Genomic DNA, 26,013 nt, shown 5'->3' on the forward strand with positions numbered 1-26,013 from the left:
AGGCGTTTTGCGGGCCGGCAAACGACCGAAATCTCTCACGCATCTATCCCGTGGCCGCGGCTGGTGGCGCGGTCCTGATCTTCTTGGCGCGTTCCGCCAGATCCCCCTCGTCCCGCGCGCATTCTTCGCGCCGACGGCTGAGATCCTGGGTCAGCGCCTGTATCCGCGACCAGGAATGCTCGTCCAGTTCGTCATCGGCAACCGCCAGTTCAGACGCCAGTTCCTCTTCCAGCGCATTAAGCTCAAGCACGTCGAGGAAGTGTAGAAAAGCCGCCTCGATGAAATCTTCCGGCGGATTGGATTTGAGCAGCGGGAAGCGGTGGATCAGGGCGGAAAATTCTGCACCCTTCTGTTCCTGCAGACCGATGGTCTCCGCCATCATCTCCGACATGATATCCCGGAGCGGTTCCTCAAACCCGCCCGTCAGATCGGCAATCGGGGCCACTTCTAGATCGTCGACAATACGGCACAGGACGTCACGCAACTGGGCATGCAGCTCGTTGGCGAACGGGATCCTTGAGAAACGTTCGAAGTTCCGGTCGAGCAAATGCGGGTAACGCATGCTCAACCCCAGCACCAGGCGCTCCGTGCCGAAGTCATCGCTGGCGGCGACGCGTTCACGGGCGATTCCGAGTGAAGGGACGGTGTCCGCAGCCTTGCCGCTTTTTCGGCTTTGCCGGGACTGTTCGAAAAAAAAGTTCGACAGCTTGAATTTCAGATCGAGCTGATAGCGCCGGCGCACCCTCTCGTCGCGGATGGTCCCGATCAGATCGTCGAACCGCTTCTCCAGAGCGGCTTTCCGCTCCGGCGTGTCGAGGCGCGCAACAGACGTTTCCCGGTCCCAGACCACGTCGAACAGGGACTGCGCGCGGGCGACCTCCTCGTGAAACCCGCTCAGGCCGCGCTGCTTGACGAGATCGTCCGGGTCCATGCCGTCCGGCAGAAAGCTGAACTGGAAGGAATAGCCGCTCTTCAGTACAGGAAAGATGCGGTCGATCGCGCGATGCGCCGCCGCGACGCCAGCCGCGTCGCCGTCGAAGCAGATCACCGGTTCGGGTGCGAATTTCCAGAGCCGGACCACCTGGTCCTCGGTGAAGGCGGTCCCGAGCGAAGCGACAACGTGGTGGATACCTGCCTGCCACAGCGCGATGGCGTCGAGATAGCCTTCAACCACCACTGCCTCGCCCGACTTGAAGGCCGGCTCCCGCGCCCGGTGCGCATTGAACAGCATGATGCCCTTGTGAAAGAGCGGCGTTTCCGGCGAGTTGAGATATTTCGGCTGCCCGTCGGGCGACAGGGTTCGCCCGCCAAAGGCAACCACGCGGCCCCGGTCATCCTGGATCGGGATCATCAGACGCCCGCGAAACCGGTCATAGGTCGGCCGCCCGTTTTCAGGCTGGATCACGAGCCCCGCCTCGATCATCGCCGCTTCGGGGATTTCCCGCGCCGCCAGGAAGGATTTCAATGCGTCCCGGCTGTCCGGCGCAAATCCAAACCGGAATTCGCGCAAGGTCTCTGCTGCAAGACCGCGTTTGGCGCAGTAGGCCCGTGCCGTTTCCCCGCGCGGACCGGCATATTCATGCTGGAAGAATTGGGCAGCCATCTCGCAGATATCGGCGAGGCCTGCCCGCTTTTTTTCCCGGCGTGCAGCTTGCGGATCCGGTGCCGGAAGCGCCACACCGGCCTGTTCGGCCAACCGTTCCACCGCTTCGGGAAAATTCAGTCCTTCGGTCTCACAAACGAACGTAAAGTGATCGCCAGACGCTCCGCAGCCAAAACACTTGTAGCGGTTGCGCCGGTCATCGACGTGAAAACTCGGGCTCTTTTCCTGATGAAACGGGCAGCAGGCCCAATAGTCGCCTTTGCCTGGCTGTGTCTTGCGCCGGTCCCAGGTCACGCGCCGGCCCACTAGATCCGACAGGGTCAGCCTGGCGCGGATTTCATCGAGAAGACGCGGCTCAAAACGCATGAAAAGACAACATTCCGATCATCAGAGAAGGCGGGGCTTTGGTGGACACATCTTGTCCCACCAAACCTGTTTACAAAATAGAATGACTTTGAAGACGTTTCCAGAGCCGCAACGCAGTCGGTTCAGAACTCTGGATGAACTGTGCAGAACCCTTAAGGTTCAGCGTCCGGCTCAAGCGTTTCCCTTGCCGTCCGAACCATTTTCCGTTTTGCCGCTGTTGTCGGCCCGCAACATGTCCTTGACGACGCTGGAAGCCTGCATGAAGTCCATTTTTCCGGGATAACGGGTTTTCAACTCGCTCATGCAACGGCCGATATCTCTGAGGCCGTGGGCATCGATATCCTTGACCATCTCCTGGCAGATTGTGCGCATCTCGTCTTCGCTTAGCTGCTGAGGCAGAAATTCCCGGATAATGTCCTGCTCGGTCCGTTCCTGTTCGGCAAGATCCAGCTGACCGCCGCTTTCAAATTCCACAGCCGAGATTTCCCGCTGGCTGATCATTTTCTGAAGAATCTCAATCACTTCAGCTTCGTTGACGCCATCTTTGCCCGTCTCGCGGGCAGCCGCCTCCCGATCCTTGACCGCTGTCTGCATCAACCGCAGGGTCGCGCATCGGCGTTTGTCGCCATCATCTTGCGCCACCTTCAGGGCAGCATTGATTCTGTCGCGCATTTCCTGGCGCATGGTTTAACCCCACCCCTGCCGCGCTGAGACACGGCGCGTATCGGCGCCTACTGCAACTCTCAGCCAAGTCATTGAATTTTAAAGATCTTTTTTCAGAGGATCAATATTGACGATCCAAGCCGCTTCCCATAGAGTCCCGCGCTTAATGCAGACGGCCGTGTGCAGCCATTTAGGCCTGCTCCAGACGCCCTTCCTGCAGCGCATGATGTCACCAACAAGATCTGGATACAAGACATGACGACTGCAGACGCATGGTCCAAGACCCCGGCGACCGCCCTGCTTGTGCTTTCCGACGGCAGCGTGATCGAGGGTCAGGGCCTCGGCGCCACGGGCCAAGCCGTTGGTGAGATTTGTTTTAACACCGCCATGACCGGCTACCAGGAGATCCTGACTGACCCGTCCTATTCCGGTCAGATCATCACCTTCACTTTTCCCCATATCGGCAATGTCGGCGCCAATGACGAAGACATTGAGACCGTCAACATGGCGGCCGAGAGCGGCATTCGCGGCGTCGTGCTGGCAGCCGGCATCACCGATCCGGCCAATTACCGCGCAGCCAAACACCTCGATGCCTGGCTCAAGAGCCGCAACCTGATCGGCATCAGCGGCATCGATACACGCGCCCTGACCGCTCTTATCCGCGAAAAGGGCGTGCCCAACGGCGTTATTGCCCATGCACCAGACGGTGATTTCGATCTGGACAGCCTGAAAACAGCCGCTGCAAACTGGCCTGGCCTCGTCGGCATGGATCTGGCCAAGGACGCCTCAACCACCCAGTCTCACCCGTGGTCGCAAACCACCTGGAAGTGGGACGAAGGCTTTGGTGAGGCTGCAAGCAGCACGTTCAAGGTTGTTGCCGTCGATTATGGCATCAAACGGAACATCCTGCGCCTGCTCGCAGATGCCGGTTGTGATGTGACGGTACTTCCAGCAACAGCAACGGCAGACGACATTCTGGCCCATCAACCGGACGGCGTGTTCCTGTCCAACGGTCCGGGTGACCCGGCTGCGACCGGTGAATACTCGGTCGCGGCCATTCGCGGGGTCGTGGACAAGGGCGTTCCGACCTTCGGCATCTGCCTTGGCCACCAGATGCTGGCACTCGCGCTCGGTGGCAAGACCGTGAAGATGCATCAGGGCCACCATGGGGCCAACCACCCGGTTTTCGACCACACCACCGGCAAGGTGGAAATCACGTCGATGAACCATGGCTTTGCCGTCGATGCCGACAGTCTTCCGGACAATGTCGAGCAGACACATGTTTCCCTGTTCGACGGCTCCAACTGCGGCCTTGCGATGAAGGACAAGCCTGTCTTTTCCGTCCAGTACCACCCGGAAGCCTCTCCCGGCCCGCGGGACAGCCACTATCTCTTCAAGCGGTTCACCGGCCTGATGGAAGACGCAAGGCAGGGCTGAACCCTCCCCGGAGCACATCGATAGACCTTGATGAAACGCCGGTTCACCAGAGCTGGCGTTTTTCATAGCAGTGCGGTGAAACGGGCGCGGCACCTATGCGGCGCTGAAAGACGCGCCGCGTACCGTTGCAGATATCTTGCCGCACCCCGTGAGACAGGGCCGTGCGTGCACGCGGTGGCGCCGCCGGTCTTCCGTCGCGGCGGCTCTACCGGCTTCTGTCAGCCCGTCCGCGCGATCTGCCTCGGTGCTTTACGCTCGGGCTGGATATCGTCTTGTGCCCTCGTACGCACCCCTGTCCCCAACCGCGCCCGTGCACCCACCCGCGGCTTGCTCTCAGACGCGCCCTGAATTGACCTCTTTTCCAAATCGGTGTAGCAAGCCGTAATTGCGAACGAACGTTCGCTCAATATCTTCAAATGTCGGCCCGAGGCCCTTCCACCGGGCTTAGAGGGCAGACGCAACACAGAGGTCGTGGCGCCGGCACAGCATGCATTTCGCTGACTTGGGCGCTGTGCCGGTCAGATTTCGAACAAGTCATTTAAGGGACAATCAATGCAACTCGGTATAACGCAAAAATTCCTTCAGACGGTCCTGGCGCTGGCACTGCTTTCCACGTGCCCGCAGGCTATGGCCCAAACACTCAAACACTACGACCTGCTTCTCGACGAGAAAAAGATCGGAGGCGTCACGATGAAGACAGAAGACCTTGCCCAGGGAGGACACAAGATCACGCAGTTTCTCCGGATCAAGACCGGCGGCTTCTGGGGCAAGATCGATATCCGCGGCACGCTGGAAGAAAGCATTTCCGCTTCAGGGCAACTTCTGGAAGCCAGCAACGAGCTGAAAGAAAACAGGAAGGTCTTCTGGAGCAAGCTTCAGCTCTCGGGTGAGGAATACCTGTCCTTCCGCTCCCAGATGAAGGACAAGGGCGAGAAGGACATGGACGAATTGAAAGACCTGGCGACAGGCGTTGCGACCTTTCTCGTGCCGGAAGTCGGTGACGTCATCGAGATCGGCACCTTGCTCCTGTCCGACGACAAGAATACACCCCGGAACGACAGATTGACCGCCAGCAGTTTCGACACCAGCCTTGTCGGGCTGCCCTACTATTGGCAGCGCAATGCCTTTCGCCTGCCCGGCAACCTGCGTATTTTTGACACGCAGGACATGGTAATCCTCATGGCCAAGGTGGAGGATCTTGGAACAGAGTACCTGGTATTCGGCACGAAGCAGGTTCCCGCCAGACATTACAGGCTGAAGGTCAAGGGAACGGACCCGATCGACGTCTGGTTGTTCCGGTCGGCCGACGGCAGAGCGTATTTCGCAAAACTCACCGGGAAAGAAGACGGCAGTCTGTTTCAGGTCAGCTTGCAGGCCGGCCAGCAATAATCCCGGCAATCCACCGCAGAAACAAATCGGGAAATACAAACAAAAAGACCCGGCATGTCGCCATGCCGGGTCTTCTATCACTCAATCGCTTTGTATCAAGCAACAAGCTCGTCAAAAGCCGACAGGATCTGTTCGACTTCAGCGACCTGCTCATCAAGCATTTGCTTCTGCTCGATCAGGATATCCTGCTGAGCGCGGCAGATTTCCTGAAGCTCTTTATACTGGTCATTACGATTGCCATTGCCTTCCACCAGCTTGATCACCCGGCGGATCTCGGCAAGGGTCAGACCGATTTTCTTGGCCTGCAGGATGACCCGCATCCGCGAGACGTCCCGCGCACCGTAAAAACGGCGAGCGCCTTTGCGCACGGGATTGAGAAGACCTTTTTCCTCATAAAAACGGAGTGTCCGGAGTGTCACATCAAACCGCTCCGACATTTCGGAAATCGCAAGGGCGCGATCTTCCAAAACCACTTCCTGCCCCGGACCTGCAATATCCGGGACCACGACCATTTTGGTTGCTACATTGTTCATACTTTTAAGCCCGATCTTGTCTTTTTGTTCCAAGTCTGGCTGGGTCTTGCAGCACTCCCGACCTTCCGGTCCCACCTCCGGTCAATCGGGTCCCACTAGCACGGCAATAACAGCCTCTGTAGCTTGAAGCGCAATGCTCACCGCTCGAGAAGCTCCCAACAGCAAACTCATAGGAGACTAAGCAGTAGTCTAATACACCGGATCGATAGTTAAAATCTACGGAAAAATTGGAAATATTGCAGATTTTCCGCAGAAGTTTCAGATAAGGAAAAACAAAATCTCACCACCAAACCAAAAGAACACGCAACAGGGAATGTTTATTTCCAAAGATAATTACCCATAATGGCCATAAATATGAATTATCGATAATCTAAATCTAATAAATAAACTTTTTTGGAATTGGGTTATCCCCGGCAAATTTTCTTAACCTCACGGCAGCGCACACCGGAAAACTACTTAAATCTCTTTGTGTTAACCCTGACATTTATTACAGGATGCTAAAAACCCTTAGGGCATATGTAGAATATAATTACAAACCAAACAGTTTGGAATCTTTCCAAAAACTTCCCTACAGTCCGAAATTTCAAATCCGGATCGATGTGTTGCTCAAGCGTTGCTGTAATTCTGCATTGTCTTATTCATTTCTGCATTTTGAGCACCTCGGCGTGATCCAAAAGCGCACAAAAAGAGCACATTGTGCACTTCTTGATTGACAATTCGGCATCAAGGTTATTTCTGTCAGGGAATATGGGACGTGCGCTGCAACAAGCGATGCATGAAACCAAGGCATTCCGGAATAAGACAAAATGGCCGATTCGAAATCAAAAGACCCTGTGCCCGGCATGACCCCGCAGCAATTCCGCCACTGGCGGCGCGCACTCGGCTTGAAGCAGAAAGACGCCGCGGACCGGCTGGGTCTGAAGAAGCGCATGATCCAGTATTACGAAAAAGGCAATCGAGACGGCCGACCGGTCGAGATCCCCAAATCCATCCGTCTTGCCTGTTATGCCCTGTCCAACGGAATAGGCGACTTTGACGGTCAGACGACCATTCCGCTGCCGCTTGAAATCAAAGACTCCGAATAAAGTCGCATTTCCGCTCCGGAAAACGTCATCTTCCGGTCCAGGCGGGGTTTCCTAGCGCGCCGCTTTTCCCTATAAGACGCGCTCAGCCAACATTGTCATTCACCTCAAGTCCGAGTCAGACCGAATAGCGCACGCTCGTTATCCGGACTGGCCGCTGCGAGCTGCGAGCCGAGATGCCCAAACGCACAGATATCTCTTCAATCCTGATCATTGGTGCCGGCCCGATTGTTATCGGCCAGGCCTGCGAATTCGATTATTCCGGCACCCAGGCCTGCAAGGCGCTGCGCGAAGAAGGTTACCGTATCATCCTGGTGAACTCGAACCCGGCGACGATCATGACTGATCCGGACCTGGCCGATGCCACCTACATAGAGCCAATCACGCCGGAACTCGTCGCCAAGATCATCGAGAAGGAGCGCCCCGACGCGCTGCTGCCGACCATGGGCGGCCAGACTGCGCTCAACTGCGCGCTTGATCTTGAGGAAATGGGTGTCCTGGAACAATACGGCGTCGAGATGATCGGTGCCCGCGCCGACGTCATCGAGAAGGCTGAAGACCGGGAGAAGTTCCGGGCCGCCATGGACAAAATCGGGTTGGAAAACCCGCGCGCCGCGATCGCCTCCTCGCCGGCTATCAGGGACGACAACGGCAAGATCAGCGGCTATGACCGCAACGCAGGCTACCTGGAAGCCATGCGGGCCCTCGACGAGATTGGCCTGCCGGCCATCATTCGCCCGGCCTTCACGCTTGGCGGCACCGGCGGTGGCGTTGCCTATAACCGGGAAGAATACGAGACCATCGTGCGTTCCGGCATCGATGCCTCCCCGGTCGGACAGGTCCTGATCGACGAGAGCCTTCTCGGCTGGAAGGAGTATGAGATGGAAGTGGTCCGCGACAAGGCGGACAACTGCATCATTATCTGCTCCATCGAAAACGTCGATCCCATGGGCGTGCATACCGGTGATTCGATCACCGTCGCACCGGCACTGACCCTGACCGACAAGGAATACCAGATCATGCGCGACGCCTCGATTGCGGTGCTGCGCGAGATCGGCGTGGAAACCGGCGGTTCCAACGTGCAGTTCGCCGTCAATCCGGACAATGGCCGCCTGGTCGTCATCGAGATGAACCCGCGCGTGTCGCGCTCCTCCGCGCTTGCGTCCAAGGCCACCGGCTTCCCGATCGCCAAGATCGCCGCAAAGCTGGCTGTCGGCTATACGCTGGACGAGCTGGAAAACGATATCACCGGCGGCGCGACACCGGCCTCCTTCGAACCGACCATCGATTATGTGGTCACCAAGATCCCGCGCTTTGCCTTCGAAAAATTCCCGGGCTCAGAGCCCTATCTGACCACGGCGATGAAGTCGGTCGGCGAAGTCATGGCAATCGGCCGGACTTTCAATGAAAGCCTGCAAAAGGCCCTGCGCGGCCTTGAAACCGGCCTGAACGGTCTCGATGAGATAGATATTCCGGGACTGGATCAGGGCGACGACCGCAACGCCATGCGTGCGGCTGTTTCAACGGCAACCCCGACACGTCTTCTGAGCGTCGCCCAGGCCATGCGGCTGGGCATGAGCGTGGAAGACGTCTACCAGGCCAGCGGCATCAACACCTGGTTCCTGGAGCAGATGGCCGACATTCTGGCGATGGAAGCCAAGGTGCGCAACATCGGCCTGCCGCAGGATGCGGACAATCTGCGCAAGCTGAAATCGATGGGCTTTTCCGATGCGCGGCTGGCCAGCCTCGCCGGCCTCGACGAAAGCGACGTCAAGAAGCTGCGTCAGGATCTGGATGTGCATCCGGTCTACAAGCGCATCGACACCTGCGCCGCCGAATTCGCTTCGCCCACTGCCTATATGTATTCAACCTATGAAGCCCCCTTCATGGGCGCACCGGCTTGCGAGGCAGATCCGTCCGACAGGAAGAAGGTGGTGATTCTCGGCGGTGGTCCGAACCGGATCGGTCAGGGCATCGAGTTCGACTATTGCTGCTGTCACGCCGCCTTTGCGCTGGAGGACGCCGGCTATGAAACCATCATGGTCAACTGCAACCCGGAAACCGTCTCCACCGACTACGACACCTCCGACCGGCTCTATTTCGAACCGCTGACGGCTGAAGACGTTCTGGAAATCATCCGCAAGGAGCAGGAGAACGGCACCCTTCACGGCGTTATCGTCCAGTTCGGTGGCCAGACCCCGCTGAAACTGGCCCAGGCGCTGGTCAAGGCCGACGTGCCGATCCTCGGCACCTCGCCGGACATGATCGACCTTGCCGAAGACCGTGACCGGTTCCAGAAGCTCCTGATCAAGCTGGACCTGAAACAGCCGGAAAACGGCATTGCCTATTCCGTCGAACAGGGCCGCCTGATTGCCGGCCAGCTCGGACTGCCGCTTGTTGTGCGCCCGTCCTATGTTCTGGGCGGCCGTGCGATGCAGATTATCCGCGACGAGGAAGCCCTCAATTCCTACCTTCTCGGCACCCTGCCCGAGCTGGTACCGGCGGAAGTGCGCGCCAAATACCCGAACGACAAGACCGGCCAGATCAACACCGTGCTGGGCACCAATCCGCTGTTGTTCGACCGCTACCTGGACGGCGCCATCGAAGTGGACGTCGATGCGCTTTGCGACGGCAAGGACGTCTTTGTCTGCGGCATCATGGAGCACATCGAGGAAGCCGGTATCCACTCCGGCGACAGCGCCTGCTCACTGCCGCCCTTCTCGCTCGGCGAAGACATGCTGAATGAGCTGAAGCGGCAAACCAGGGCGCTGGCCCTGGCGCTGGAAGTCGGCGGCCTGATGAACGTTCAATACGCCATCAAGGACGGCGAGATCTTCGTTCTGGAAGTGAACCCGCGTGCCTCCCGGACCGTTCCGTTCGTCGCCAAGACCATCGGGGCTCCGGTTGCCAAGATCGCCAGCCGTGTCATGGCCGGCGAGAGCCTGGCCTCCTTCGGTCTTAGCGATCGCACATATGACCATATTGCGGTCAAGGAAGCCGTGTTCCCCTTCGCTCGTTTTCCAGGTGTCGACACCATCCTCGGTCCGGAAATGCGCTCCACCGGTGAGGTCATGGGCCTGGACACTGCCTTCGGCAAGGCATTCGCCAAATCGCAGATCGGCTGCGGCACGGGTGTCCCGGGCGAAGGCACGGTCTTCGTTTCCATGCGGGACCAGGACAAGGCAGGTGTGCTTGAGGCCGTGAAGAGCCTGGAAGAAGCCGGCTTCACCATTATCGCCACCGGCGGTACCCAGAAATTCCTGGAGGAAAAGGGCATCGCGGTCAGGAAGATCAACAAGGTGCTTGAAGGCCGACCGCATATCGTCGATGCTATCAAGAACGGAGAAGTTCAGCTTGTCTTCAATACAACCGAAGGCGCGCAGGCTATCTCCGACAGCCGGTCGATGCGCCGGGCGGCCCTCCTGAACAAGGTTCCGTATTACACGACCCTTGCAGGTTCGGTTGCAGCGGCCAAAGGCATTACCGCCCACAAAGCGGGGAGCCTTGAAGTAAGACCTTTACAATCCTACTTCGGCTAAGGCTAATATACTCATTGACCGGCCGGGAAAGCGCGCCTTTCCCGGCTTGGTTTGTTTTTGTTAAAGCGCGGTCCTTGAAGAAGAGCAAAATAAGGACCCAATAAGTTGAAGGTCTGAGACCCATGGAAAAAGTTCCGATGACCTCCGCCGGTTACAAAATGCTTCAGGTCGAACTGAAGGAACGTACCACGGTTGAGCGTCCGCGCATCGTTGATGCGATTGCTGAAGCGCGCGCGCATGGCGACCTGTCGGAAAACGCCGAATACCATGCGGCGAAGGAAGCCCAGAGCCTTAACGAAGGCCGTATTGCGGAACTGGAAGACAAACTCTCACGCGCCGAGGTCATCGACGTGACCAAACTGAGCGGCGACACCGTGAAATTCGGCGCAACCGTGTCCCTGATTGATGAAGACACGGAAGAAGAGAAGAAATACATGATCGTTGGAGATGTCGAATCCGACGTGAAGCACAACAAGGTCTCGATTTCTTCCCCGATTGCACGTGCTCTGATCGGCAAATCGGTGGGTGACAGCGTTGAAGTCGCCGCTCCGGGCGGTGCCCGCTCCTACGAGATCGTTGAAGTTCAGTTCGTCTGATCCCTTGTCTGCCCCGGTTTGTCCCGGGCAACGGATATTCCCCTTTGACGCGTGCCGGTCGCCCGCTAAGGTAGCAGTCGATACGTGTCGGAGGGTGATTGATGGTCTTTCACGCAATCGCGGTATGGCTGCTGGTCGCGTCGGTGCCCCTGTGGGCCTATCGCTGGTTTCTTTATGCCAAACTGGATGAGCGCGAACGCCAGATTTTCAAGCGTCTGGTGACGAAGCGTTATGAGGGTGCTTTTGCCTTCGGTGCGCGCATGTTCGGTTTTCTGGTGGCGCTGGCCGCTGCCGTGCTGTTCCTGGTCTATGGCCTGCGCTATCTCAAGCACGGTTCGCTTGAACTCGGCGTCTACAAGGAAACCGTTCGCACCCGTCTCTATTCCGGAATGGAGCCGGTCGACCAGGCCCTGAACACCTTCCATTACGAACAGCCGCTGCCGATCGCTATTTTGACCACGTGTTTCCTGCTCAGCGTGGTGTTCACGCTGGTCGCAACGGCCCTGCGCGATGTGGCCACAATCCTGCGGTTGCGCAAGAAACTGGAGCGCATCCAGTCCGGCCGCAGCGACACGCAAACGACCTGACAACGGGGCTCACGCCTGAAGACTGTCCGGCAACGAGGTGTTCAGCCTCAGTCGATCGGCACCACCGGTTCATCCTTGGTGCGCCGAATCGTCAGGGCGGTGCGCACGCTGTCGACATTGGGCGCGGCGGTCAGCTCACGGATGATAAAGTTCTGGAATGTCTGCAGGTCCGGCGAAACGCATTTCAGAAGAAAATCGACCTCCCCGGACAGCATGTAGCTTTCCCGCACAAGCGGCCAGTTCTGCACCGTCTGTTCAAAGGCGATCAGGTCGGCCTCCGTCTGGCTGTGCAGACCGACCATGGCGAAGGCCGTCACGTCATAACCGAGCTGCTTTTCGTCCAGCAGCGTGCGGTATCCGAGAATCAGGCCGGCTTCTTCAAGAGCCCGGACCCGGCGGAGACACGGAGGCGCGGAAATGCCGACGCGCCGCGCCAACTCGACATTGGTCATCCGTCCGTCTGCTTGCAATTCCTTCAGGATCTGCCAGTCAATGGCATCGAGCCGCGCTTTCACACCTGTCTCCTTAAAGCTTCCAACTGGACCCGGGTGTGGGCAATTGCCACCGAGCCGGCCCCTCGTCTTGCGGAATGGGAGAATCCCGCGTTAACGTGTGTTTCAGGTGCCGAGTTATGATTTTTTGCGCGTTTGTGCAAGACTATAACAAAAATGCGCACGATTTCGAAAGATTACGATAGGGGAACTGCTCCTTAAATGCCACAGTTTGAGGAGATCGCGCCGTCGACCGCATGGGTCCTGACCGACGGCAAAGCCGGTGATCTTGCACAATGCATCGGCGTTGTCGAAACGCTCGGAGTTCCCTACGAAACCCGAACCGTCGCACCAAAACCACCCTTTTCCTGGTGGCTTCCCTTCGGCCCGGTCGACCCGCGCGAATGGGAATCACGCCCACAAAGCCCAATCGCTCTCCCCTATCCGGATATCGTCGTTGCCTCCGGCAGGCGCGCAGCCGGGTATCTGCGCCGGATCAAGCGGCGTTCGGGAGGCAATACCTTTACCGTCTTTCTCAAGGACCCCCGCACCGGCCCGGAGGCCGCCGACCTGATCTGGGTGCCGGAACACGACAAATTGCGCGGCCGCAACGTGCTGGTGACCCCGACCTCTCCTCACAGGTTCTCCGCCACCAAACTTGCCGATCTGCGCGCCGAAGCACTCGTCGACATCGACCGGCTGAACCACCCGCGTGTGGCGGTCCTGATAGGCGGCGACAGCCGTCATCACACCTATCGTGAAGAGGACCAGAAGCGCCTGCTTGCAGGCCTGCGCGATCTGGCGCAGTCCCAAAATGCGTCGCTGATGATCACGGCGTCGCGCCGTACGCCCCCGGATCTTGCCTATGGACTTTCCAGCCTCGCAAGATCAGGCCCCCATCTCTACTGGTCTGGCCAGGGGCCAAATCCGCTCGGACACTATCTTGCAAAAGCGGATGCGATCATCGCCACGGCCGATTCCACCAACATGATCGGTGAAGCCACAGCCACCGGAAAACCGGTTCACGTGTTTCACCCTGCTGGTGGTCACGACAAGATCACCGGGTTTTTGGGGACTTTGGAACGGATCGGTGCAGTTCACCCCTTTCCAGGTCCGCTGAAAACCACTACCTACGAGCCGATAGATGCCACCCCGGTCATCGCGGACCGCATTCTCGCGGACTACGCAAGCTTTCGGCGGCAAGACTCACAGGAGCCCTGAAGACGGGCAACCGGACAAAAAGAGCCGGACCAAAGACAGGAAAAGGTGCGCCATGAGCACGGAACACAGCAAACTTCTGATCATCGGCTCCGGCCCGGCGGGTTATACGGCCGCCATTTACGCCGCGCGCGCCATGATCGAGCCGACCCTTGTGGCCGGCATCCAGCCGGGCGGTCAGCTCACCATCACGACCGATGTTGAAAACTATCCTGGTTTCGCCGACCCGGTCATGGGCCCCTGGCTGATGGAACAGATGCAGAAGCAGGCGGAAAATGTCGGCACCAAGATCGTCTATGACACGATCATCAAGGCAGACCTTTCCCAGCGTCCGTTCCGGCTGGAAGCTGACAGCGGCACCGTGTTCACGACAGACACGCTCGTGATCGCGACCGGCGCCCAGGCACGCTGGCTCGGCCTTCAGTCCGAAGAGGATTTCATGGGCGCCGGCGTCTCCGCCTGCGCGACCTGTGACGGCTTTTTCTACCGCAACAAGGAAGTGGTCGTGGTCGGAGGTGGCAACACCGCCGTTGAGGAAGCCCTCTACCTGGCCAATCTTGCGTCGAAGGTGACGCTGGTGCATCGCCGTGACAGCCTGCGCGCGGAAAAGATCCTGCAGGACCGCCTGTTCAACAACCCGAAGATCGAAACGATCTGGGACAGCCAGGTCGACGAGATTCTCGGCGGCGGCATTCCCAAGGCTGTCACCGGTGTGCGCCTCAAAAACACCAAGACCGGCGAGCTGTCGGAAATTTCCACAGATGGTGTTTTCATCGCCATTGGCCACGCGCCGTCCGTTGAATTGTTCAAGGACCAGCTCAAGCTGAAGCCGAACGGCTACATGGAAACCGCGCCGGATTCGACCAGAACGTCGATCCCGGGCGTCTTCGCCGCCGGCGACGTTACGGACGATATTTACCGCCAGGCGGTGACTGCCGCCGGCATGGGCTGCATGGCCGCGCTTGAAGCTGAGAAGTTTCTGGCCGAACATGAGGCCGCATCGACCAAACAGGCAGCCGAATAAGGCTGCCTGCAACGCCCTTCGGAGGGGTCGCATGGACTGGGACAAGCTACGTATCTTTCATGCGGCCGCTCAAGCCGGCAGTTTCACCCATGCCGGTGACACGCTGCATATGAGCCAGTCCGCTGTCAGCCGGCAGGTCAGCGCGTTGGAACATGATCTGGGCGTTCCCCTGTTTCACCGCCATGCGCGCGGCCTGCTGCTCACGGAACAGGGCGAATTGCTCTATCGCACAGCCAGCGACGTCCTGATGAAGCTGGAAGCTGTCCAGTCAAGCCTGACGGACAGCAAGGAAAAACCCTCCGGCATTCTCCGGGTGACCACAACGGTCGGCCTCGGGTCCACCTGGCTCACCTCGCGGATCAAGAACTTCATCGACCTTTATCCCGATGTCGATCTGCACCTGATCTTTGACGACGACGAGCTTGATCTCGGCATGCGCGAGGCGGATGTGGCCATCCGCCTGCGCCAGCCGACCCAGCCGGACCTGATCCAGCGCAAGCTGTTCACCGTGCATTTCCATGTCTATGCGTCGCCGGAATATCTGCAGCGCTTCGGCGCCCCCGTCTCGATCGATGATCTCGACAATCACCGCATCATCACATTCGGCGAACAGGCTCCGGCCTATCTCAGATCCATGAACTGGCTGGAAACAGCAGGACGTGTCGCGACAAGCCCGCGCCGTTCGGCCCTGAAGGCCAACAACATCGTGGCCATCAAACGCGCTGTCCGGAGCGGTGCCGGCATTGCCATGCTGCCCGACTACATCATCGACCAGTCTTCGAACCTGGTACCTGTGATGACCGAACAGGAAGACAAGGTGCCCTCCTTCGACACCTATTTTGTCTACCCATCGGAGCTGAAGAACACAGCCAGGGTAAAGGCTTTCCGCGAGTTCCTGCTGGCCAACGCCCAGAACTGGGTCTACTAGGGCGAAGTTCTTCCGCCCCACCCGGTCACGCGTCCGCCAAAAACCGGTCGCTGATTTCAGCCAGGATGCGGGGCAGCTCGTCAAAGGCGTAAGGGGCGTAAACACGCTCGAGCCGTTGATGGAACTCTCGCCCCCAGGGACCGATATTCACCATGGGACATCTGAGGCTTTTCGGGCCTGGCCGATCAATCAGCCAATCCGGTGGTGTGTTCCTGGCAACCAGCGCAGAAGAGCGGCCCTCCATGGAGCCAAAGAAGCTCATGTCGGAAATGCCTTCAAAACAGGGGCGCCAGATCAAGCGTCGGGACGGGTCATGCTGCCGCGTTGCCATGACGGCCGATATCGCGGTCTCAAGTGCGGCATCGTGCGCATGGTTTCGGTCGAGCCGAGTGGACGGATAGTGCAGACTGGCAAAACCGGTCACGATCACCGGTCCGGAGAGCCTTGCACGATCCACCAGCCAGATCACCAGCTCGCGGCTGACGGTCATCGGATTATCGACGCCTTCAAGCGCGGACTGTTTTGCCATCAAGGCATCCTGGAAGCGATCACCAAGCTGGCGGGCCGCTTCTGCCTTGAGATCCGCGTAGCTCAGAATGGGCATATCGGCAGGCTCCGGTCCGGCGGCGCTCCCCGACAGGTCGTAAAACCGGCGCGCATTGTCCCCCAGTCTGGCAACACCGGCCTGTGCGGCAGTCTTCACCTGGTCGACAAAGCTGGCAAAGAGGTCCTCCGGGTCCCGGGAATGGTAGAGCCAGTTGAAGGCAAGCCAGGTCCGTTCGGGGGTTGTCACCTCGTAAACGTCGCGCAGGTCCCTTGCTTCCAGACAGATCGGCGGCGGTGACACTGCATCGCCGCCCCGGTCGCTGAGGTCGGGATTGGCTTCAATCCGCCGCACGATCTCGGCTGCGATCATCTGGGCGCTGACGCCCTCATAGGGATAACTTGCATGCGAGCTCCTGCCGACCACCAGTGCAAAAGGCATCAGCTTGCCGATGGTGCCGGCAAAAACGGCGCGCCCCTCGCTTCCGTCGCCCTGGTCCGAGGTCACGTCCATGTTGATCGCCCCGGCAGGCTCCAGGCCCATGTCAGCCATCAGCTCCGGCAAGCTGTCGCGCAATGCGCGCATGCCCCGGCTGTCACGTTCTTCGTCCGGACTGCAGCAAAGCACCAGATTGCCTGTCCGCTCGCTCTGCTCCGCGAACTGCTCAAGCACGGCAATGCCGGCTGCAAGACCGCTTTTCATATCCAGCATGCCGCGCCCCGGCAGGAAATCGCCACTGGCCAGATCAGACTTCGCACGCTCCTCCTGCGGCGTCAGGTTTGCCCTGTCCAGATCCGCAAGCAGAGCCGTCCTGAGTTCATAAGGCTCCCGGCTGAGCTCCTTGAGATCGTGATAGTTTTCAACGGACACAGTGTCATAGTGCCCTGTCAGCAGCAGGGCCTTGCGGCCGGAGCCGCGAACCACTGCCACGACGTTGCGGGCCGGCGTGCCCTCCAGCCCTTCCACCAGACGGATGTCAGCCGGGTTGTCGCGGAAATACGGTATCTCGCTCAAAAGCGCTACAAGCTGCCGTGCAAAGGCGGCTTCGCCGGGCGTTCCCGTCTCGCTCGGAAGACGGACCAGCCGGCAGGCGAGCTCCTCGACACGGTCCGCCGGTTGCCAATCTCCATAGGTGTGAGTTGCATCCGCAGCCCCCGCTGTGTCCGGTGTCATTCCCGTTCCTTCCCTGTCTGGCCTCTTTGCCAAAACATCCTCCGGAAAAGGGTCAAAGAATACGCAAAAACCTGTCAAATTATCTAGTATTCTGCGTATTCTGTCAGTCCGTTCAACGAAACTGACAGCGAAGACAGATATGATGGATGATCTCGACCGCAGACTGATCGCGGAATTGCGCATCAACAGCAGGGCATCTCTGCCCAAGCTTGCCGAGATCCTGAAAGTCGCACGCGGCACGGTTCAGACCCGACTGGATCGCCTGATTGCCAATGGCACGATCAAGAGCTTCACCATCCGCCTGAGTGACGACATGCCCGAAAACCTGCTGCGCGCTGTCATGCTGATCGAGTTGAGCGGCAACAACCTGAAGAACACGGTCGCCACGATCAAACGCATTCCCGGCATTGCGAACCTCTCCAACACCAATGGCGTCTGGGACATCATCGCGGAAATCGAAGTGGCCAGTCTGCCGGCAATGAACAGTGTCATATCGGAAATCCGCATGATGAACGGCGTCGGAAAGTCCGAAACCTTCATGCTGCTGGGCCCGGCCTAGTCGCCAATCGCGGGGACGAACAAAAGGATCAGGTCAAAAAATATGCAAAAACCTGAGTGCAATTTTGCCAGGCAATCAAACCAGACCCGGGCTTACGCAAAGAAATCCTGACAGGAAACACCAAAAAAACACGGCGCCACCGATTAATTCAACAGGATTAACATATTGGAAAACAATTCTTTTTTGCATCCGCCAAAGCCTGAAAACACAGCCCTGCGCAAAATGCATAGCAGGTCTGCGCACCTGCCTCTTGTTTATGCGGCTTGTGCACTGCATATAAGCATCACTGTTGGTCACACGGACGTCACGTCCTCCTCCCAGTGATGTCCAGACCAGCTGTTCCCCTCTGGAAGGTGATTCCACTGGTTTCAGTGAATCAAAATAAACTGCCGGGTCCTTAAAGACCCGGCTCTTTTTTTGCCTATACTTTGCTGCAGTGCAACCCCCCCCCCTACATGAACAGAAGCTCACCCTTCATGTCCTTGTAGAGATGTGCCACCTGCTCCTCGTATCCATTATAGAGCAACGTGTCCCGGCGCTCATCCGTGCCCAGAATACGTTCCGAGGCCTGCGGCCAGCGGCGGTGTGGCACCGACGGGTTCACATTGGCCCAGAAACCATATTCCTTCGGCTGGATCTCTTCCCAGAAGCTGACCGGACGCTGGTCCGTGAAGGTGATCTTCACCACCGACTTGATGCATTTGAAGCCGTATTTCCAGGGCGTCACCAGACGCACCGGAGCGCCGAACTGTTTGGCGAGCGGCTTGCCATAGACACCGGTCGCCATGAAGGCCAGCTCGTTGGTGGCCTCTTCCAGGGTCAGGCCCTCCACATAGGGCCAGGGATACCAGGACTGTTTCTGACCGCTTGCGACCGACGGGTCGTGGAACGTCTCGAAACGCAGATACTTTGCACCCGTCTGAGGGCCCGCAAGCTTGACAAGGTCCGCCAGTGCAAAGCCCGACCAGGGCACGGCCATCGACCAGGCCTCGACACAGCGGTGCCGGTAGAGACGCTCTTCCAGTGGCATCTTTGCCAGCAGATCGTCGATGTCGACGGTCTGCGGATTGTCGATCATGCCATCCAGCGTCACCGTCCAGGGCCGGATCTTGAGGGCCTGGGCCGCCGGCCAGATCTGCTTGTGTGAGCCAAACTCATAAAAATTGTTGTATTTGGACGCGACGTCTTCGGCGGTGAGGTCCCGGTCCAGCGTGTAGGCCGCATTGCGCTTGACCGGATAAAGGCCAGCGCTTGGGTCTTCTTCGGCAAAGGCCGGCCGGAGGCCGAGGCCGCTGCCAAGAAGCGCACCGCCACCGACAAGACCGGCCAGAATCTGCCGCCGGTTCAGGAAGACGGATTCCGGCGTCGCCTCTCGCTCGTCAAGGTCCCAGCTGCGTTTCTTCAGGATGTTCATGCGTCGCACTCCATTTGCCCCGCAGGAAACCGGAATCGGTCTTCAATGGCAAATAACGCCCTGGTGACCTGCGGCAACGAAACGGTGAAGATGATCGGGGCCAATTCAATGAAGCGCTCAGCTCACGGCCTCATCCTGAGGACAGTCAGGTCTGTCTCGAAGGATCAGCGACATGGACCTGAACAAGTGACCCGATCCTTTGAGACAGCGCTGGTGCGCTTCCTCAGGATGAGTTGCTGCTGGAAGGACGGGCTGGCACAGCTGGATTGCCAGCACTTGCCAGCGAATGGAAAAGAGGAGGCATCAAGCCTCCCCAATTCTTTGCTCAAGCCGCCTGTTTGCCCGATCTTTGCAGAGCCTGATCGGCCGCCTTGCCGGAGAGTTCAGCCATGTGGTCGAATTCCGAGGTGTAGCTGGCCACACCTGCCGTCGCCGAGCGCAGCTCGATGATCAGGTCGCCGATTTCGGCTTCCGGCATCAAGGCCTGCACCTCGTCCCAGCCGGTCCAGCCGGGCCTGGCGTCAAAGCCCAGCAATTGCCCGCGCCGGGCCGAAACAATGGCGTTGACCTTGGCCGTCGCCTCATTCGGACAGGTCACCACCACTTTGTGGATGGGTTCCAGCAGCACCGGCTTGCACTCCGGCAGCCCCTCGCGGATCGCCAGGATCCCGGCCATCTTGAACGCCTGATCGGAGCTGTCCACCGAATGGTAGGAACCATCCGTCAGGCAAACGGCGACATCGACCACCGGAAAGCCGAGCGGCCCCTGCCCAAGCGCTTCCAGAACCCCGTCCCGGACGGAGGGAATATACTGTTTCGGCACAACACCTCCGGTGATCGTATCGGTAAACTGGATCCCCTCGCCGCGCGGCAGTGGCCTGATCTCCAGAACGGCATCGCCGAACTGGCCATGGCCACCAGACTGTTTCTTGTGCCGGCCGCGGATCTTGGTGCCCGACCTGATGGTCTCCGAATAGGGCACGTGCGGCGTATGGGCCGTGATGTCGAGGCCGTATTTCCCGGCCAACCGTTCCTGCGCCACTCTGAGATGCATTTCGCCCTGCCCCGCCAGCAGGGTTTCGGCCGTGGTCTGGTTCTGGGTCACCGTTAGAGAGCGGTCTTCCTCGACCAGCTTGGCCAGCGCCGTGGAAAGCCGGACTTCGTCCTTGCGCTGCGAAGCCGCGATGGCGGTTGCCAGCACGGGACTGCGCGGTTCGGGCGTTTCCAGGCTGGAAATCCTCCCGGCCTCGAAACACAGGAGATCCCCGGTCTGCACCTCATCAAGCCGGCCGAGACCGACCAGATCGCCCTTGCCTGCGGTGGCGATCTTGTTCGCCTGTTGACCGAAGATCGAAAACAGGCCCGAGACCTTGATCTCCTGGTCACCATTTAAGAACAGGCTGTCGCCATCCGACACCACACCGTCCAGGATCCTTGCAACCGACAGCTTGCCGCCATGCTGGGTATGCAGTGTCTTGACCACCTGAAGCGCCGACCGGTTTTGCGTGTCGAGAACCCGCCGCGACAGGCGGTCGACACCTGGTGCTTCGTGGCGAAGCGCCTTCAACAGGCGCCCGACACCATTGCCGTGTTCCGCCGAGCCGAAAAACACCGGACAGATCAGCCCGTCCTGCATTTCATTGACCAGATCCGCAAAGACCTGATCCCGGTCCGGCGCGATATCCTCAAGCAGCGCCTCCATCAGATCGTCGTCGTGATCGGCAAGCAATTCCAGCATGGTGAAGCGGGCTTCGTGCTCGCGCGCCAGGTCCTCGTCGGACATGTCGATCTGCGTGCTGGCTTCCTTCTCGTGATAGACATGCGCCCGCTCCAGCGCGAGGTCGATAAAGCCGGTTGCGTGACCGTCTTCCCAGATCGGGATCTGCCTCAATACCAGTGGCACGGCCGAGGCCGGTTGCAGCAGGTTGAGCACATCCCGCACACGGCGCGTGCTCTTGTCGATCTTGTTCAAAAACAAAACCCGCGGAATGGCGCGGGCTTCAAGAGCTTTCAGGATCAGCTGCAAGGCGGGAACCTTGCGTTCGTCATCCTCCGCGACGACCACCGCCAGATCCGCCCCGCTCAAGGCGCCGTCCATCTCGCTCAAAAACTCAACGGATCCGGGACAATCGGCAAAGACAAACCTGTCGCCCATAAAGTCCACATCCGCGATATTCACTTCCACGCTCATGCCATGGGCACGCGCTTCCGGAGCGCCATCGCCCACCGTGTTGCCGTCGGCAACGGTGCCCTGCCGGGCCACCTTTTCGGTCCGTGCAAGCAGCGCTTCCATCAGACTGGTCTTGCCGCTGCCGAACGGCCCGACAAGGGCGATGCAGCGCGGCGTACCGCCGGCAGAAGTTCCCTTTCCATGTGTCGTGATTGCCATATTGAGCCTCCCGTTTGCTCGAGGTCATCCTCGCAACAACGCGGCTCGGCCGGCAGGAAGAACGAGGCGAGTCCGAAGTCCCTCCCCCACTCAACTCGTTCCAACGACGCGGGCCCGCCGCGTCACGCCCGGATGGGATCGAAGGCCATGCCCGGCTCCGGAGGAACCGGACCCCGTCTTGGCAGTCCTTCGACCAGGGGCGGTTTTCCATGGTCGCGCCGATAGCGGCTCAAACGCAAGGGAATCTTACGCGGCAGCGCAGCATTTCGGGCAAAGCGCATGTCTCTTTCATCGGGGTCCGGCCCGGATTTCCGTGTATGATGACAGGGCACCAGACGGCAAAGATGTGTCGCGGCGATTTGGCCGACCTTCTGTTTCTGGATAATTCACCCGCTCACGCTATGATGGTGAGGACAAGCACCAACAGGCAACAACAGGCCGAAGAGGCGCGTCATGACACTTCGCATCATTCTTTCCAGTGCCTTGCTGTCGGCCTTTCTGGCTGGTCCGACCCTTGCCCAGACAAACACGCTGCGCGGCCTGAGCGACGCAACGCCCAACCGGCTTCCATCTGCCGGTCAGCAACTCAATCAGAACCTCAACCGCCAGCAATCGGACTTCTCCACCAGGCAACGGATCGAAGGCGCCAACGATCTGAACCGGACAAATCAGATCAATCGGCTGAACACGCAATCCGGTACAAGCGGCTCGAACTGCCCCAGCGCCAATGCGGCCTGCAACCAGGGGCGCTAGGATCAGTCCTGTCTTCTTGAAACGGTGTCTGGAGCACGTCCCGGTGAGATTGGCTCAGTCTGTTTGAAGTCTGGCGAGACGATCTGCGCGGAAGGGCGTGAAGTCAATAGCGGGGCTATGGGCAAGCGGCCCGACAAAGCAGATGTCCGCCAGACACAAACCCCGGAGGGCCGGGCCGGTTTGGCCCAATACCTGCGGAAGTTTCTTCGACCGTGCGGCTAGTTGATCGGCTCGAGAGTGAGCTTGCTGACGCCCAGTGTCAGGTTGGTGCCGGTCTGGCTTTCCAGGCTGAACGGGTTCAGCGCAATCGACCGGTCAAAGCCACCAAGCAGTGCATTCGCCTTGATGCCCGCGCCAACGCTGGCGCCAGCGGTCAGCCCGCCATAGGTCCCGGCAAGCAGCCCCGGCTTTCTGTCCGCGGACGGCGCCAGAACCCCCCAGACCAGCGTTGCTTCCTTGGTCTTGCCGATATCAAGACCATAGTCGCGCACCTTGCCGCGGTAATATTCGATTGCACCGCCATCGACCGGCTTGAAACTGCAGCCGAGCGTCGCGGAAGAGCCGACAATGAAGGAATGTTCGCCTTCAACCAGGCAGTTCAACGTACCGATCTCCACCTTCGGACTGTTTTCCGAGGCCAGCGCCGGTGTGGCCGCGGCAACCAAGGCGGTGGCAAGAACGGTTTTCAGAAATCGCATTGAAAAATCTCCTGGTGAGCTTTTGAACAGCCGGGGCAAAGCCACCGGCCGAAGTCATATGGGTGGCCATAACGTCAAAATCGGGGCAGCCCCCAAAAGGGTCACGCCGCCATGTCCGCGGTGTCAAAGCTCCCGCCCGACGCGCCCAGGACAATACCGATACGCGTGTGATTGGCCCTGTCCGCCCATGTCGCCAGCACAAACCGCCGACCGAGGATCAGGACGCTCAACGTTGCAATAACCGCAAGGAAGCTTTGCGCCGGAACGAGCAAGGCCCAGCACGCCCCGGCGGAGGAGAGGATGAGCATGCCTGCTGAAGCGGTTCGACAGAGCATCGGCGAGAGATCTGCGGCAAGGAAACCGCGCCTGGAAAAGAGGGACAAGAACAGTCCGGTCACCGTGACGGTAAGAAGAACAGCCCCATGTGCATGGGCGGCGAACAGCCGGCCCGTTTCGACAAGACCGGCTTGAAACAGACCCCAGATCACCGGCGTTGCCAACAGGAGGTGGAAATTGACGCCGAGCAGAACCGGGTTCATGTGCACCCGAAGATAACGCAATCCGGCAAGCGCAATGAGAGCAAGCCCCGCCCCTGCCCAGCCCGCAAGTTCCAGGTCGCCGCTCTGGCGCCATAACAAGATAAAGACGATGGAGGGAAGTCCTTCCAGCACATCTGCCAGCAACTGCTTTTGCTTCGAGCCTGTCAAAACGGTCTCCTCCTGATCCGACGCCCGTAACCCTGCCCTGCAATAGCTGTCTTTGCAACCGGACCTCCAGTTCTTCTGCTGAACAGCCCCTCCGGGAAAGTTCGGCAAAAATTTTTTTGAAAAAATGTCCATTCGCCTCAAGGCCGTTCGTCACCCCGGTGAACGCACGCTCGCGTTCGCCAACCGGAGTTAAGACCATGACACTCGAAATCCTCTTGATCGGCGCCGCCGGCCTGATCGCATTAAGCCTGGCTGCAACCTTTCTGTTGCCCCGCCACGTTCACGTCGAAAGAACCGCAACGCTTTCCGCGTCCCCGGGAGACATTCTGTCGCTTGCCCGGTCCAACCGCGGATTTCAGAAATTCAATCCCTATCTGACGGCAGATCCGAACCTGAAAATCGACCATTTCGGCCCGGAAGACGGTGTCGGCTCCGGCTTTCATTTCAACGGCAAGGACGGCAAGGGAAGCCAGACGGTGTCATCGGTCACCCGGGATACCGTCGCCTACCGGATCGACCTCGGTGCGATGGGACAGCCTGCGCAGAGCATTTCCGCAAAAGAAGGTCGGGACGGGACCCGGGTCACCTGGTGCATGGACATGGATCTCGGCCGAAACCCCGTCGCCAGGGTGTTCGGGCTTTTTCTGGAAAACATGGTAGGTAAGACCTTTGAACAGGGTCTTGAAAACCTCGCCTCCGCAACCTGAATAAAATCGAGATTTTACAATGCGCTACACTTTTCTCTTGTACACCGACCCTGCAGATTTGGCCCACATGACGGCAGAGGACTGGGCTGCTGAAAAGGAAGTCTATGGAGACTATATCAACGCCCTTCAGGAAGCCGGTGTGTTCGTCGACACCGACTGGCTGCAGCCCGTCACCACGGCAACGACCCTGTCCCTGAAGGGTGGCACGCGGCAGGTGCAGGACGGCCCCTTCGCCGACACCAAGGAAACGCTCGGCGGCTATTTCGTGGTTGAGGTTCCCGATCTGGATGCTGCCATGGCCTGGGCCGAAAAATGCCCCGCTGCAAAATCAGGCAAAGTGGAAATCCGGCCATCGGCAATGGGCAGCCTGTGAACCAGGAATTCCGTGCCGCCGAACTGGCGGCACGGCAATCATACGGCAAGCTGCTTGCTATCCTCGCCGCAAGGTCCCGCGACATCGCGCTTGCCGAGGACGCTCTGGCCGATGCCTTCCGCAAGGCGCTTGAAACCTGGCCGGTCTCCGGTGTTCCATCTTCGCCGGATGCCTGGTTGCTCACGGTTGCGCGCAACGGTCTGACAGATGTTCAGCGGCGCAGTGCCCGCTTCCCCGTGGAAGACGATATTGCCCCACAGCAACAGGAAACGCCTCATCAGCCGGAGACCCTGCCGGACGAACGTCTCGGATTGTTGCTTGTCTGCGCACACCCGGCCATTGACCGCGACCTCCACACACCGCTGATGCTGCAGACCGTGTTGGGGATCCATGCACACCAGATCGCCAGACTTTTCCTTGTGTCTCCCGCCGCTTTGAGCAAACGCCTGGTGAGGGCCAAGACCAAGATCCGCGACGCTGGCATTTCCTTTGAAATTCCGGATGCAGGCGCGTTGGCGGATCGGTGTGGAACCGTCTTTGAAGCGATCTATGCGCTGCATGCCCTGGACTGGCTCGACCCGGCCGACGGGATGGGCGAAGAAGCCCTTTATCTGGCAGATCTGATGTCACGGCTGCTGCCAGGGTCGGCGGAAGCGTTTGGCCTGTCGTCGCTGATCGCTTTCAGCCATGCAAGGCGCATGGCGCGGATTGAGGACGGCGTGCTCGTGCCAACGCTTGAGCAGGACACGGGCCTTTGGGACGACACGCTGATCGCCTATGGCCAAAGACAGTTGAGGACGGCCGGGACCTTCAAACGTCCGGGCAGGTTCCAGCTGGAAGCCGCCGTCGAAGCGGTGCACATTGCCAGAAAAGCCTCCGGAAGACAGGATTGGCCCGCCCTCAACAAGCTGTATCTGGCCCTCCTCAAGATCGCCCCAAGCGCCGGAGCACTGGTGGCACAGACGGTAGTGACCTCCGTGCTGCACGGGGAAACCGAGGGCCTCAGGCAGCTCGACATGCTGGAAGAAAAAATCGGATCTGGATTCCAGCCGCTTTGGGCCGCGAGAGCCGACATGCAATCAAAGGCCGGCAGGCCCATTGAGGCTGCGGAGAGTTATCGAAAGGCCATTTCGCTGGCAACCGATGCGCCGGCGATCCGGTTTTTGCGGGCAAGGCTGGAGCAGCTGCCCCCGAAATGAAAGAAGGCGGCCAAGGCCGCCTTCCTGAGTGTCTCGCAGAG

Annotated in this window: 23 protein-coding genes; 14 read left to right on the forward strand and 9 right to left on the reverse strand. The window is 59.2% G+C overall.

Annotation, left to right across the window (positions count from 1 at the left end; genetic code table 11):
- Positions 1-43: 43 nt before the first annotated feature.
- Both dnaG and ACO6TG_RS07380 read right to left on the reverse strand, forming a co-directional pair.
- Positions 44-1,969 (reverse strand): DNA primase, encoded by a 1,926-nt coding sequence (dnaG, locus tag ACO6TG_RS07375; protein ID WP_422377577.1) that lies wholly within the window; start codon positions 1,967-1,969, stop codon positions 44-46.
- Between the two features lie 171 nt (positions 1,970-2,140).
- Entirely contained in the window at positions 2,141-2,641 is a 501-nt protein-coding gene (locus ACO6TG_RS07380; RefSeq protein WP_422377578.1) for a GatB/YqeY domain-containing protein, read from the reverse strand.
- Between the two features lie 246 nt (positions 2,642-2,887).
- Here ACO6TG_RS07380 and carA point away from each other — a divergent pair, with 246 nt between their 5' ends.
- Together carA and ACO6TG_RS07390 are read left to right on the forward strand one after the other, a co-directional pair.
- Positions 2,888-4,069: a glutamine-hydrolyzing carbamoyl-phosphate synthase small subunit gene (gene carA / locus ACO6TG_RS07385; RefSeq protein WP_422377579.1), complete on the forward strand. Its 1,182-nt coding sequence runs from the start codon at positions 2,888-2,890 to the stop codon at positions 4,067-4,069.
- Positions 4,070-4,621: 552 nt separating this feature from the next.
- On the forward strand, positions 4,622-5,458 hold the full coding sequence (locus ACO6TG_RS07390) for a hypothetical protein (RefSeq protein WP_422377580.1): 837 nt from the start codon (positions 4,622-4,624) through the stop codon (positions 5,456-5,458).
- 95 nt (positions 5,459-5,553) lie between these two features.
- Here ACO6TG_RS07390 and ACO6TG_RS07395 read toward each other — a convergent pair whose 3' ends face one another.
- A complete protein-coding gene (locus ACO6TG_RS07395) occupies positions 5,554-5,991 on the reverse strand; it encodes a MerR family transcriptional regulator (RefSeq protein WP_422377581.1) in 438 nt (145 codons plus the stop codon).
- A gap of 806 nt (positions 5,992-6,797) precedes the next feature.
- Here ACO6TG_RS07395 and ACO6TG_RS07400 point away from each other — a divergent pair.
- From ACO6TG_RS07400 to ACO6TG_RS07415, 4 genes are all read left to right on the forward strand, one after another.
- Positions 6,798-7,076 (forward strand): helix-turn-helix domain-containing protein, encoded by a 279-nt coding sequence (locus ACO6TG_RS07400; protein WP_422377582.1) that lies wholly within the window; start codon positions 6,798-6,800, stop codon positions 7,074-7,076.
- A 173-nt stretch (positions 7,077-7,249) separates the two neighbouring features.
- Positions 7,250-10,612 (forward strand): carbamoyl-phosphate synthase large subunit, encoded by a 3,363-nt coding sequence (gene carB, locus ACO6TG_RS07405; RefSeq protein ID WP_422377583.1) that lies wholly within the window; start codon positions 7,250-7,252, stop codon positions 10,610-10,612.
- A gap of 122 nt (positions 10,613-10,734) precedes the next feature.
- The gene (greA, locus tag ACO6TG_RS07410; RefSeq protein ID WP_422377584.1) at positions 10,735-11,208 is read left to right on the forward strand and encodes a transcription elongation factor GreA; all 474 of its coding nucleotides are present in this window, start codon (positions 10,735-10,737) and stop codon (positions 11,206-11,208) included.
- 101 nt (positions 11,209-11,309) lie between these two features.
- Positions 11,310-11,795 (forward strand): hypothetical protein, encoded by a 486-nt coding sequence (locus ACO6TG_RS07415; protein WP_422377585.1) that lies wholly within the window; start codon positions 11,310-11,312, stop codon positions 11,793-11,795.
- A 47-nt stretch (positions 11,796-11,842) separates the two neighbouring features.
- Here the strand turns inward: ACO6TG_RS07415 and ACO6TG_RS07420 are convergent, their stop codons facing one another.
- Positions 11,843-12,310 (reverse strand): Lrp/AsnC family transcriptional regulator, encoded by a 468-nt coding sequence (locus ACO6TG_RS07420; protein WP_094071847.1) that lies wholly within the window; start codon positions 12,308-12,310, stop codon positions 11,843-11,845.
- Between the two features lie 198 nt (positions 12,311-12,508).
- Here ACO6TG_RS07420 and ACO6TG_RS07425 point away from each other — a divergent pair, with 198 nt between their 5' ends.
- The 3 genes from ACO6TG_RS07425 to ACO6TG_RS07435 are packed head-to-tail and all read left to right on the forward strand — an operon-like array spanning position 12,509 to position 15,456.
- Positions 12,509-13,507 carry a mitochondrial fission ELM1 family protein gene (locus ACO6TG_RS07425; protein WP_422377586.1) on the forward strand — a complete coding sequence of 333 codons (999 nt, stop codon included), beginning with the start codon at positions 12,509-12,511 and terminating at the stop codon, positions 13,505-13,507.
- Positions 13,508-13,559: 52 nt separating this feature from the next.
- Entirely contained in the window at positions 13,560-14,528 is a 969-nt protein-coding gene (gene trxB, locus ACO6TG_RS07430) for a thioredoxin-disulfide reductase (protein ID WP_422377587.1), read from the forward strand.
- A 31-nt stretch (positions 14,529-14,559) separates the two neighbouring features.
- Positions 14,560-15,456, forward strand: a complete 897-nt coding sequence (locus ACO6TG_RS07435) for a LysR family transcriptional regulator (RefSeq protein WP_422377588.1) — start codon at positions 14,560-14,562, stop codon at positions 15,454-15,456.
- A gap of 25 nt (positions 15,457-15,481) precedes the next feature.
- On the opposite strand, the gene ACO6TG_RS07440 is transcribed toward ACO6TG_RS07435, so the two are convergent.
- Positions 15,482-17,173: a M20/M25/M40 family metallo-hydrolase gene (locus ACO6TG_RS07440; protein ID WP_422377589.1), complete on the reverse strand. Its 1,692-nt coding sequence runs from the start codon at positions 17,171-17,173 to the stop codon at positions 15,482-15,484.
- A 139-nt stretch (positions 17,174-17,312) separates the two neighbouring features.
- Here ACO6TG_RS07440 and ACO6TG_RS07445 point away from each other — a divergent pair, with 139 nt between their 5' ends.
- A complete protein-coding gene (locus ACO6TG_RS07445; RefSeq protein WP_422377590.1) occupies positions 17,313-17,732 on the forward strand; it encodes an Lrp/AsnC family transcriptional regulator in 420 nt (139 codons plus the stop codon).
- A gap of 451 nt (positions 17,733-18,183) precedes the next feature.
- Here ACO6TG_RS07445 and msrP read toward each other — a convergent pair whose 3' ends face one another.
- Positions 18,184-19,146: a protein-methionine-sulfoxide reductase catalytic subunit MsrP gene (gene msrP, locus ACO6TG_RS07450; protein ID WP_422377591.1), complete on the reverse strand. Its 963-nt coding sequence runs from the start codon at positions 19,144-19,146 to the stop codon at positions 18,184-18,186.
- A gap of 325 nt (positions 19,147-19,471) precedes the next feature.
- Entirely contained in the window at positions 19,472-21,535 is a 2,064-nt protein-coding gene (locus ACO6TG_RS07455) for an elongation factor G (protein ID WP_422377592.1), read from the reverse strand.
- 453 nt (positions 21,536-21,988) lie between these two features.
- Here ACO6TG_RS07455 and ACO6TG_RS07460 point away from each other — a divergent pair, with 453 nt between their 5' ends.
- On the forward strand, positions 21,989-22,288 hold the full coding sequence (locus tag ACO6TG_RS07460; protein WP_422377593.1) for a hypothetical protein: 300 nt from the start codon (positions 21,989-21,991) through the stop codon (positions 22,286-22,288).
- 218 nt (positions 22,289-22,506) lie between these two features.
- On the opposite strand, the gene ACO6TG_RS07465 is transcribed toward ACO6TG_RS07460, so the two are convergent.
- Both ACO6TG_RS07465 and ACO6TG_RS07470 read right to left on the reverse strand, forming a co-directional pair.
- Positions 22,507-22,986, reverse strand: coding sequence for a DUF992 domain-containing protein (locus tag ACO6TG_RS07465; protein WP_422377594.1), 480 nt, complete (start codon positions 22,984-22,986; stop codon positions 22,507-22,509).
- 101 nt (positions 22,987-23,087) lie between these two features.
- A complete protein-coding gene (locus ACO6TG_RS07470) occupies positions 23,088-23,693 on the reverse strand; it encodes a hypothetical protein (protein ID WP_422377595.1) in 606 nt (201 codons plus the stop codon).
- Positions 23,694-23,890: 197 nt separating this feature from the next.
- Between ACO6TG_RS07470 and ACO6TG_RS07475 the strand changes: the two genes are divergently transcribed.
- Genes ACO6TG_RS07475 through ACO6TG_RS07485 form a run of 3 tightly spaced genes read left to right on the forward strand, consistent with a single transcriptional unit; the run spans position 23,891 to position 25,972 of the window.
- Positions 23,891-24,400, forward strand: coding sequence for an SRPBCC family protein (locus ACO6TG_RS07475; RefSeq protein ID WP_422377596.1), 510 nt, complete (start codon positions 23,891-23,893; stop codon positions 24,398-24,400).
- 19 nt (positions 24,401-24,419) lie between these two features.
- Positions 24,420-24,773 carry a YciI family protein gene (locus ACO6TG_RS07480; RefSeq protein ID WP_422377597.1) on the forward strand — a complete coding sequence of 118 codons (354 nt, stop codon included), beginning with the start codon at positions 24,420-24,422 and terminating at the stop codon, positions 24,771-24,773.
- On the forward strand, positions 24,770-25,972 hold the full coding sequence (locus ACO6TG_RS07485) for an RNA polymerase sigma factor (RefSeq protein ID WP_422377598.1): 1,203 nt from the start codon (positions 24,770-24,772) through the stop codon (positions 25,970-25,972). Before ACO6TG_RS07480 ends, ACO6TG_RS07485 begins: the two co-directional genes overlap by 4 nt.
- Positions 25,973-26,013 lie beyond the last annotated feature (41 nt).

The organism is Roseibium sp. (genome assembly GCF_965233565.1).
Taxonomy (GTDB): Bacteria; Pseudomonadota; Alphaproteobacteria; order Rhizobiales; family Stappiaceae; genus Roseibium.

Coding starts and splice junctions, on each gene's coding strand:
- ACO6TG_RS07415 (WP_422377585.1), top strand. CDS start 11,310: ATGGTCTTTCACGCAATCGCGGTATGGCTGCTGGTCGCGTCGGTGCCC.
- ACO6TG_RS07380 (WP_422377578.1), bottom strand. CDS start 2,641: ATGCGCGACAGAATCAATGCTGCCCTGAAGGTGGCGCAAGATGATGGC.
- ACO6TG_RS07395 (WP_422377581.1), bottom strand. CDS start 5,991: ATGAACAATGTAGCAACCAAAATGGTCGTGGTCCCGGATATTGCAGGT.
- ACO6TG_RS07475 (WP_422377596.1), top strand. CDS start 23,891: ATGACACTCGAAATCCTCTTGATCGGCGCCGCCGGCCTGATCGCATTA.
- ACO6TG_RS07460 (WP_422377593.1), top strand. CDS start 21,989: ATGACACTTCGCATCATTCTTTCCAGTGCCTTGCTGTCGGCCTTTCTG.
- carB (WP_422377583.1), top strand. CDS start 7,250: ATGCCCAAACGCACAGATATCTCTTCAATCCTGATCATTGGTGCCGGC.
- ACO6TG_RS07425 (WP_422377586.1), top strand. CDS start 12,509: ATGCCACAGTTTGAGGAGATCGCGCCGTCGACCGCATGGGTCCTGACC.
- msrP (WP_422377591.1), bottom strand. CDS start 19,146: ATGAACATCCTGAAGAAACGCAGCTGGGACCTTGACGAGCGAGAGGCG.
- dnaG (WP_422377577.1), bottom strand. CDS start 1,969: ATGCGTTTTGAGCCGCGTCTTCTCGATGAAATCCGCGCCAGGCTGACC.
- ACO6TG_RS07445 (WP_422377590.1), top strand. CDS start 17,313: ATGATGGATGATCTCGACCGCAGACTGATCGCGGAATTGCGCATCAAC.
- ACO6TG_RS07435 (WP_422377588.1), top strand. CDS start 14,560: ATGGACTGGGACAAGCTACGTATCTTTCATGCGGCCGCTCAAGCCGGC.
- carA (WP_422377579.1), top strand. CDS start 2,888: ATGACGACTGCAGACGCATGGTCCAAGACCCCGGCGACCGCCCTGCTT.
- ACO6TG_RS07465 (WP_422377594.1), bottom strand. CDS start 22,986: ATGCGATTTCTGAAAACCGTTCTTGCCACCGCCTTGGTTGCCGCGGCC.
- trxB (WP_422377587.1), top strand. CDS start 13,560: ATGAGCACGGAACACAGCAAACTTCTGATCATCGGCTCCGGCCCGGCG.
- ACO6TG_RS07440 (WP_422377589.1), bottom strand. CDS start 17,173: ATGACACCGGACACAGCGGGGGCTGCGGATGCAACTCACACCTATGGA.
- ACO6TG_RS07390 (WP_422377580.1), top strand. CDS start 4,622: ATGCAACTCGGTATAACGCAAAAATTCCTTCAGACGGTCCTGGCGCTG.
- ACO6TG_RS07480 (WP_422377597.1), top strand. CDS start 24,420: ATGCGCTACACTTTTCTCTTGTACACCGACCCTGCAGATTTGGCCCAC.
- ACO6TG_RS07455 (WP_422377592.1), bottom strand. CDS start 21,535: ATGGCAATCACGACACATGGAAAGGGAACTTCTGCCGGCGGTACGCCG.
- ACO6TG_RS07400 (WP_422377582.1), top strand. CDS start 6,798: ATGGCCGATTCGAAATCAAAAGACCCTGTGCCCGGCATGACCCCGCAG.
- greA (WP_422377584.1), top strand. CDS start 10,735: ATGGAAAAAGTTCCGATGACCTCCGCCGGTTACAAAATGCTTCAGGTC.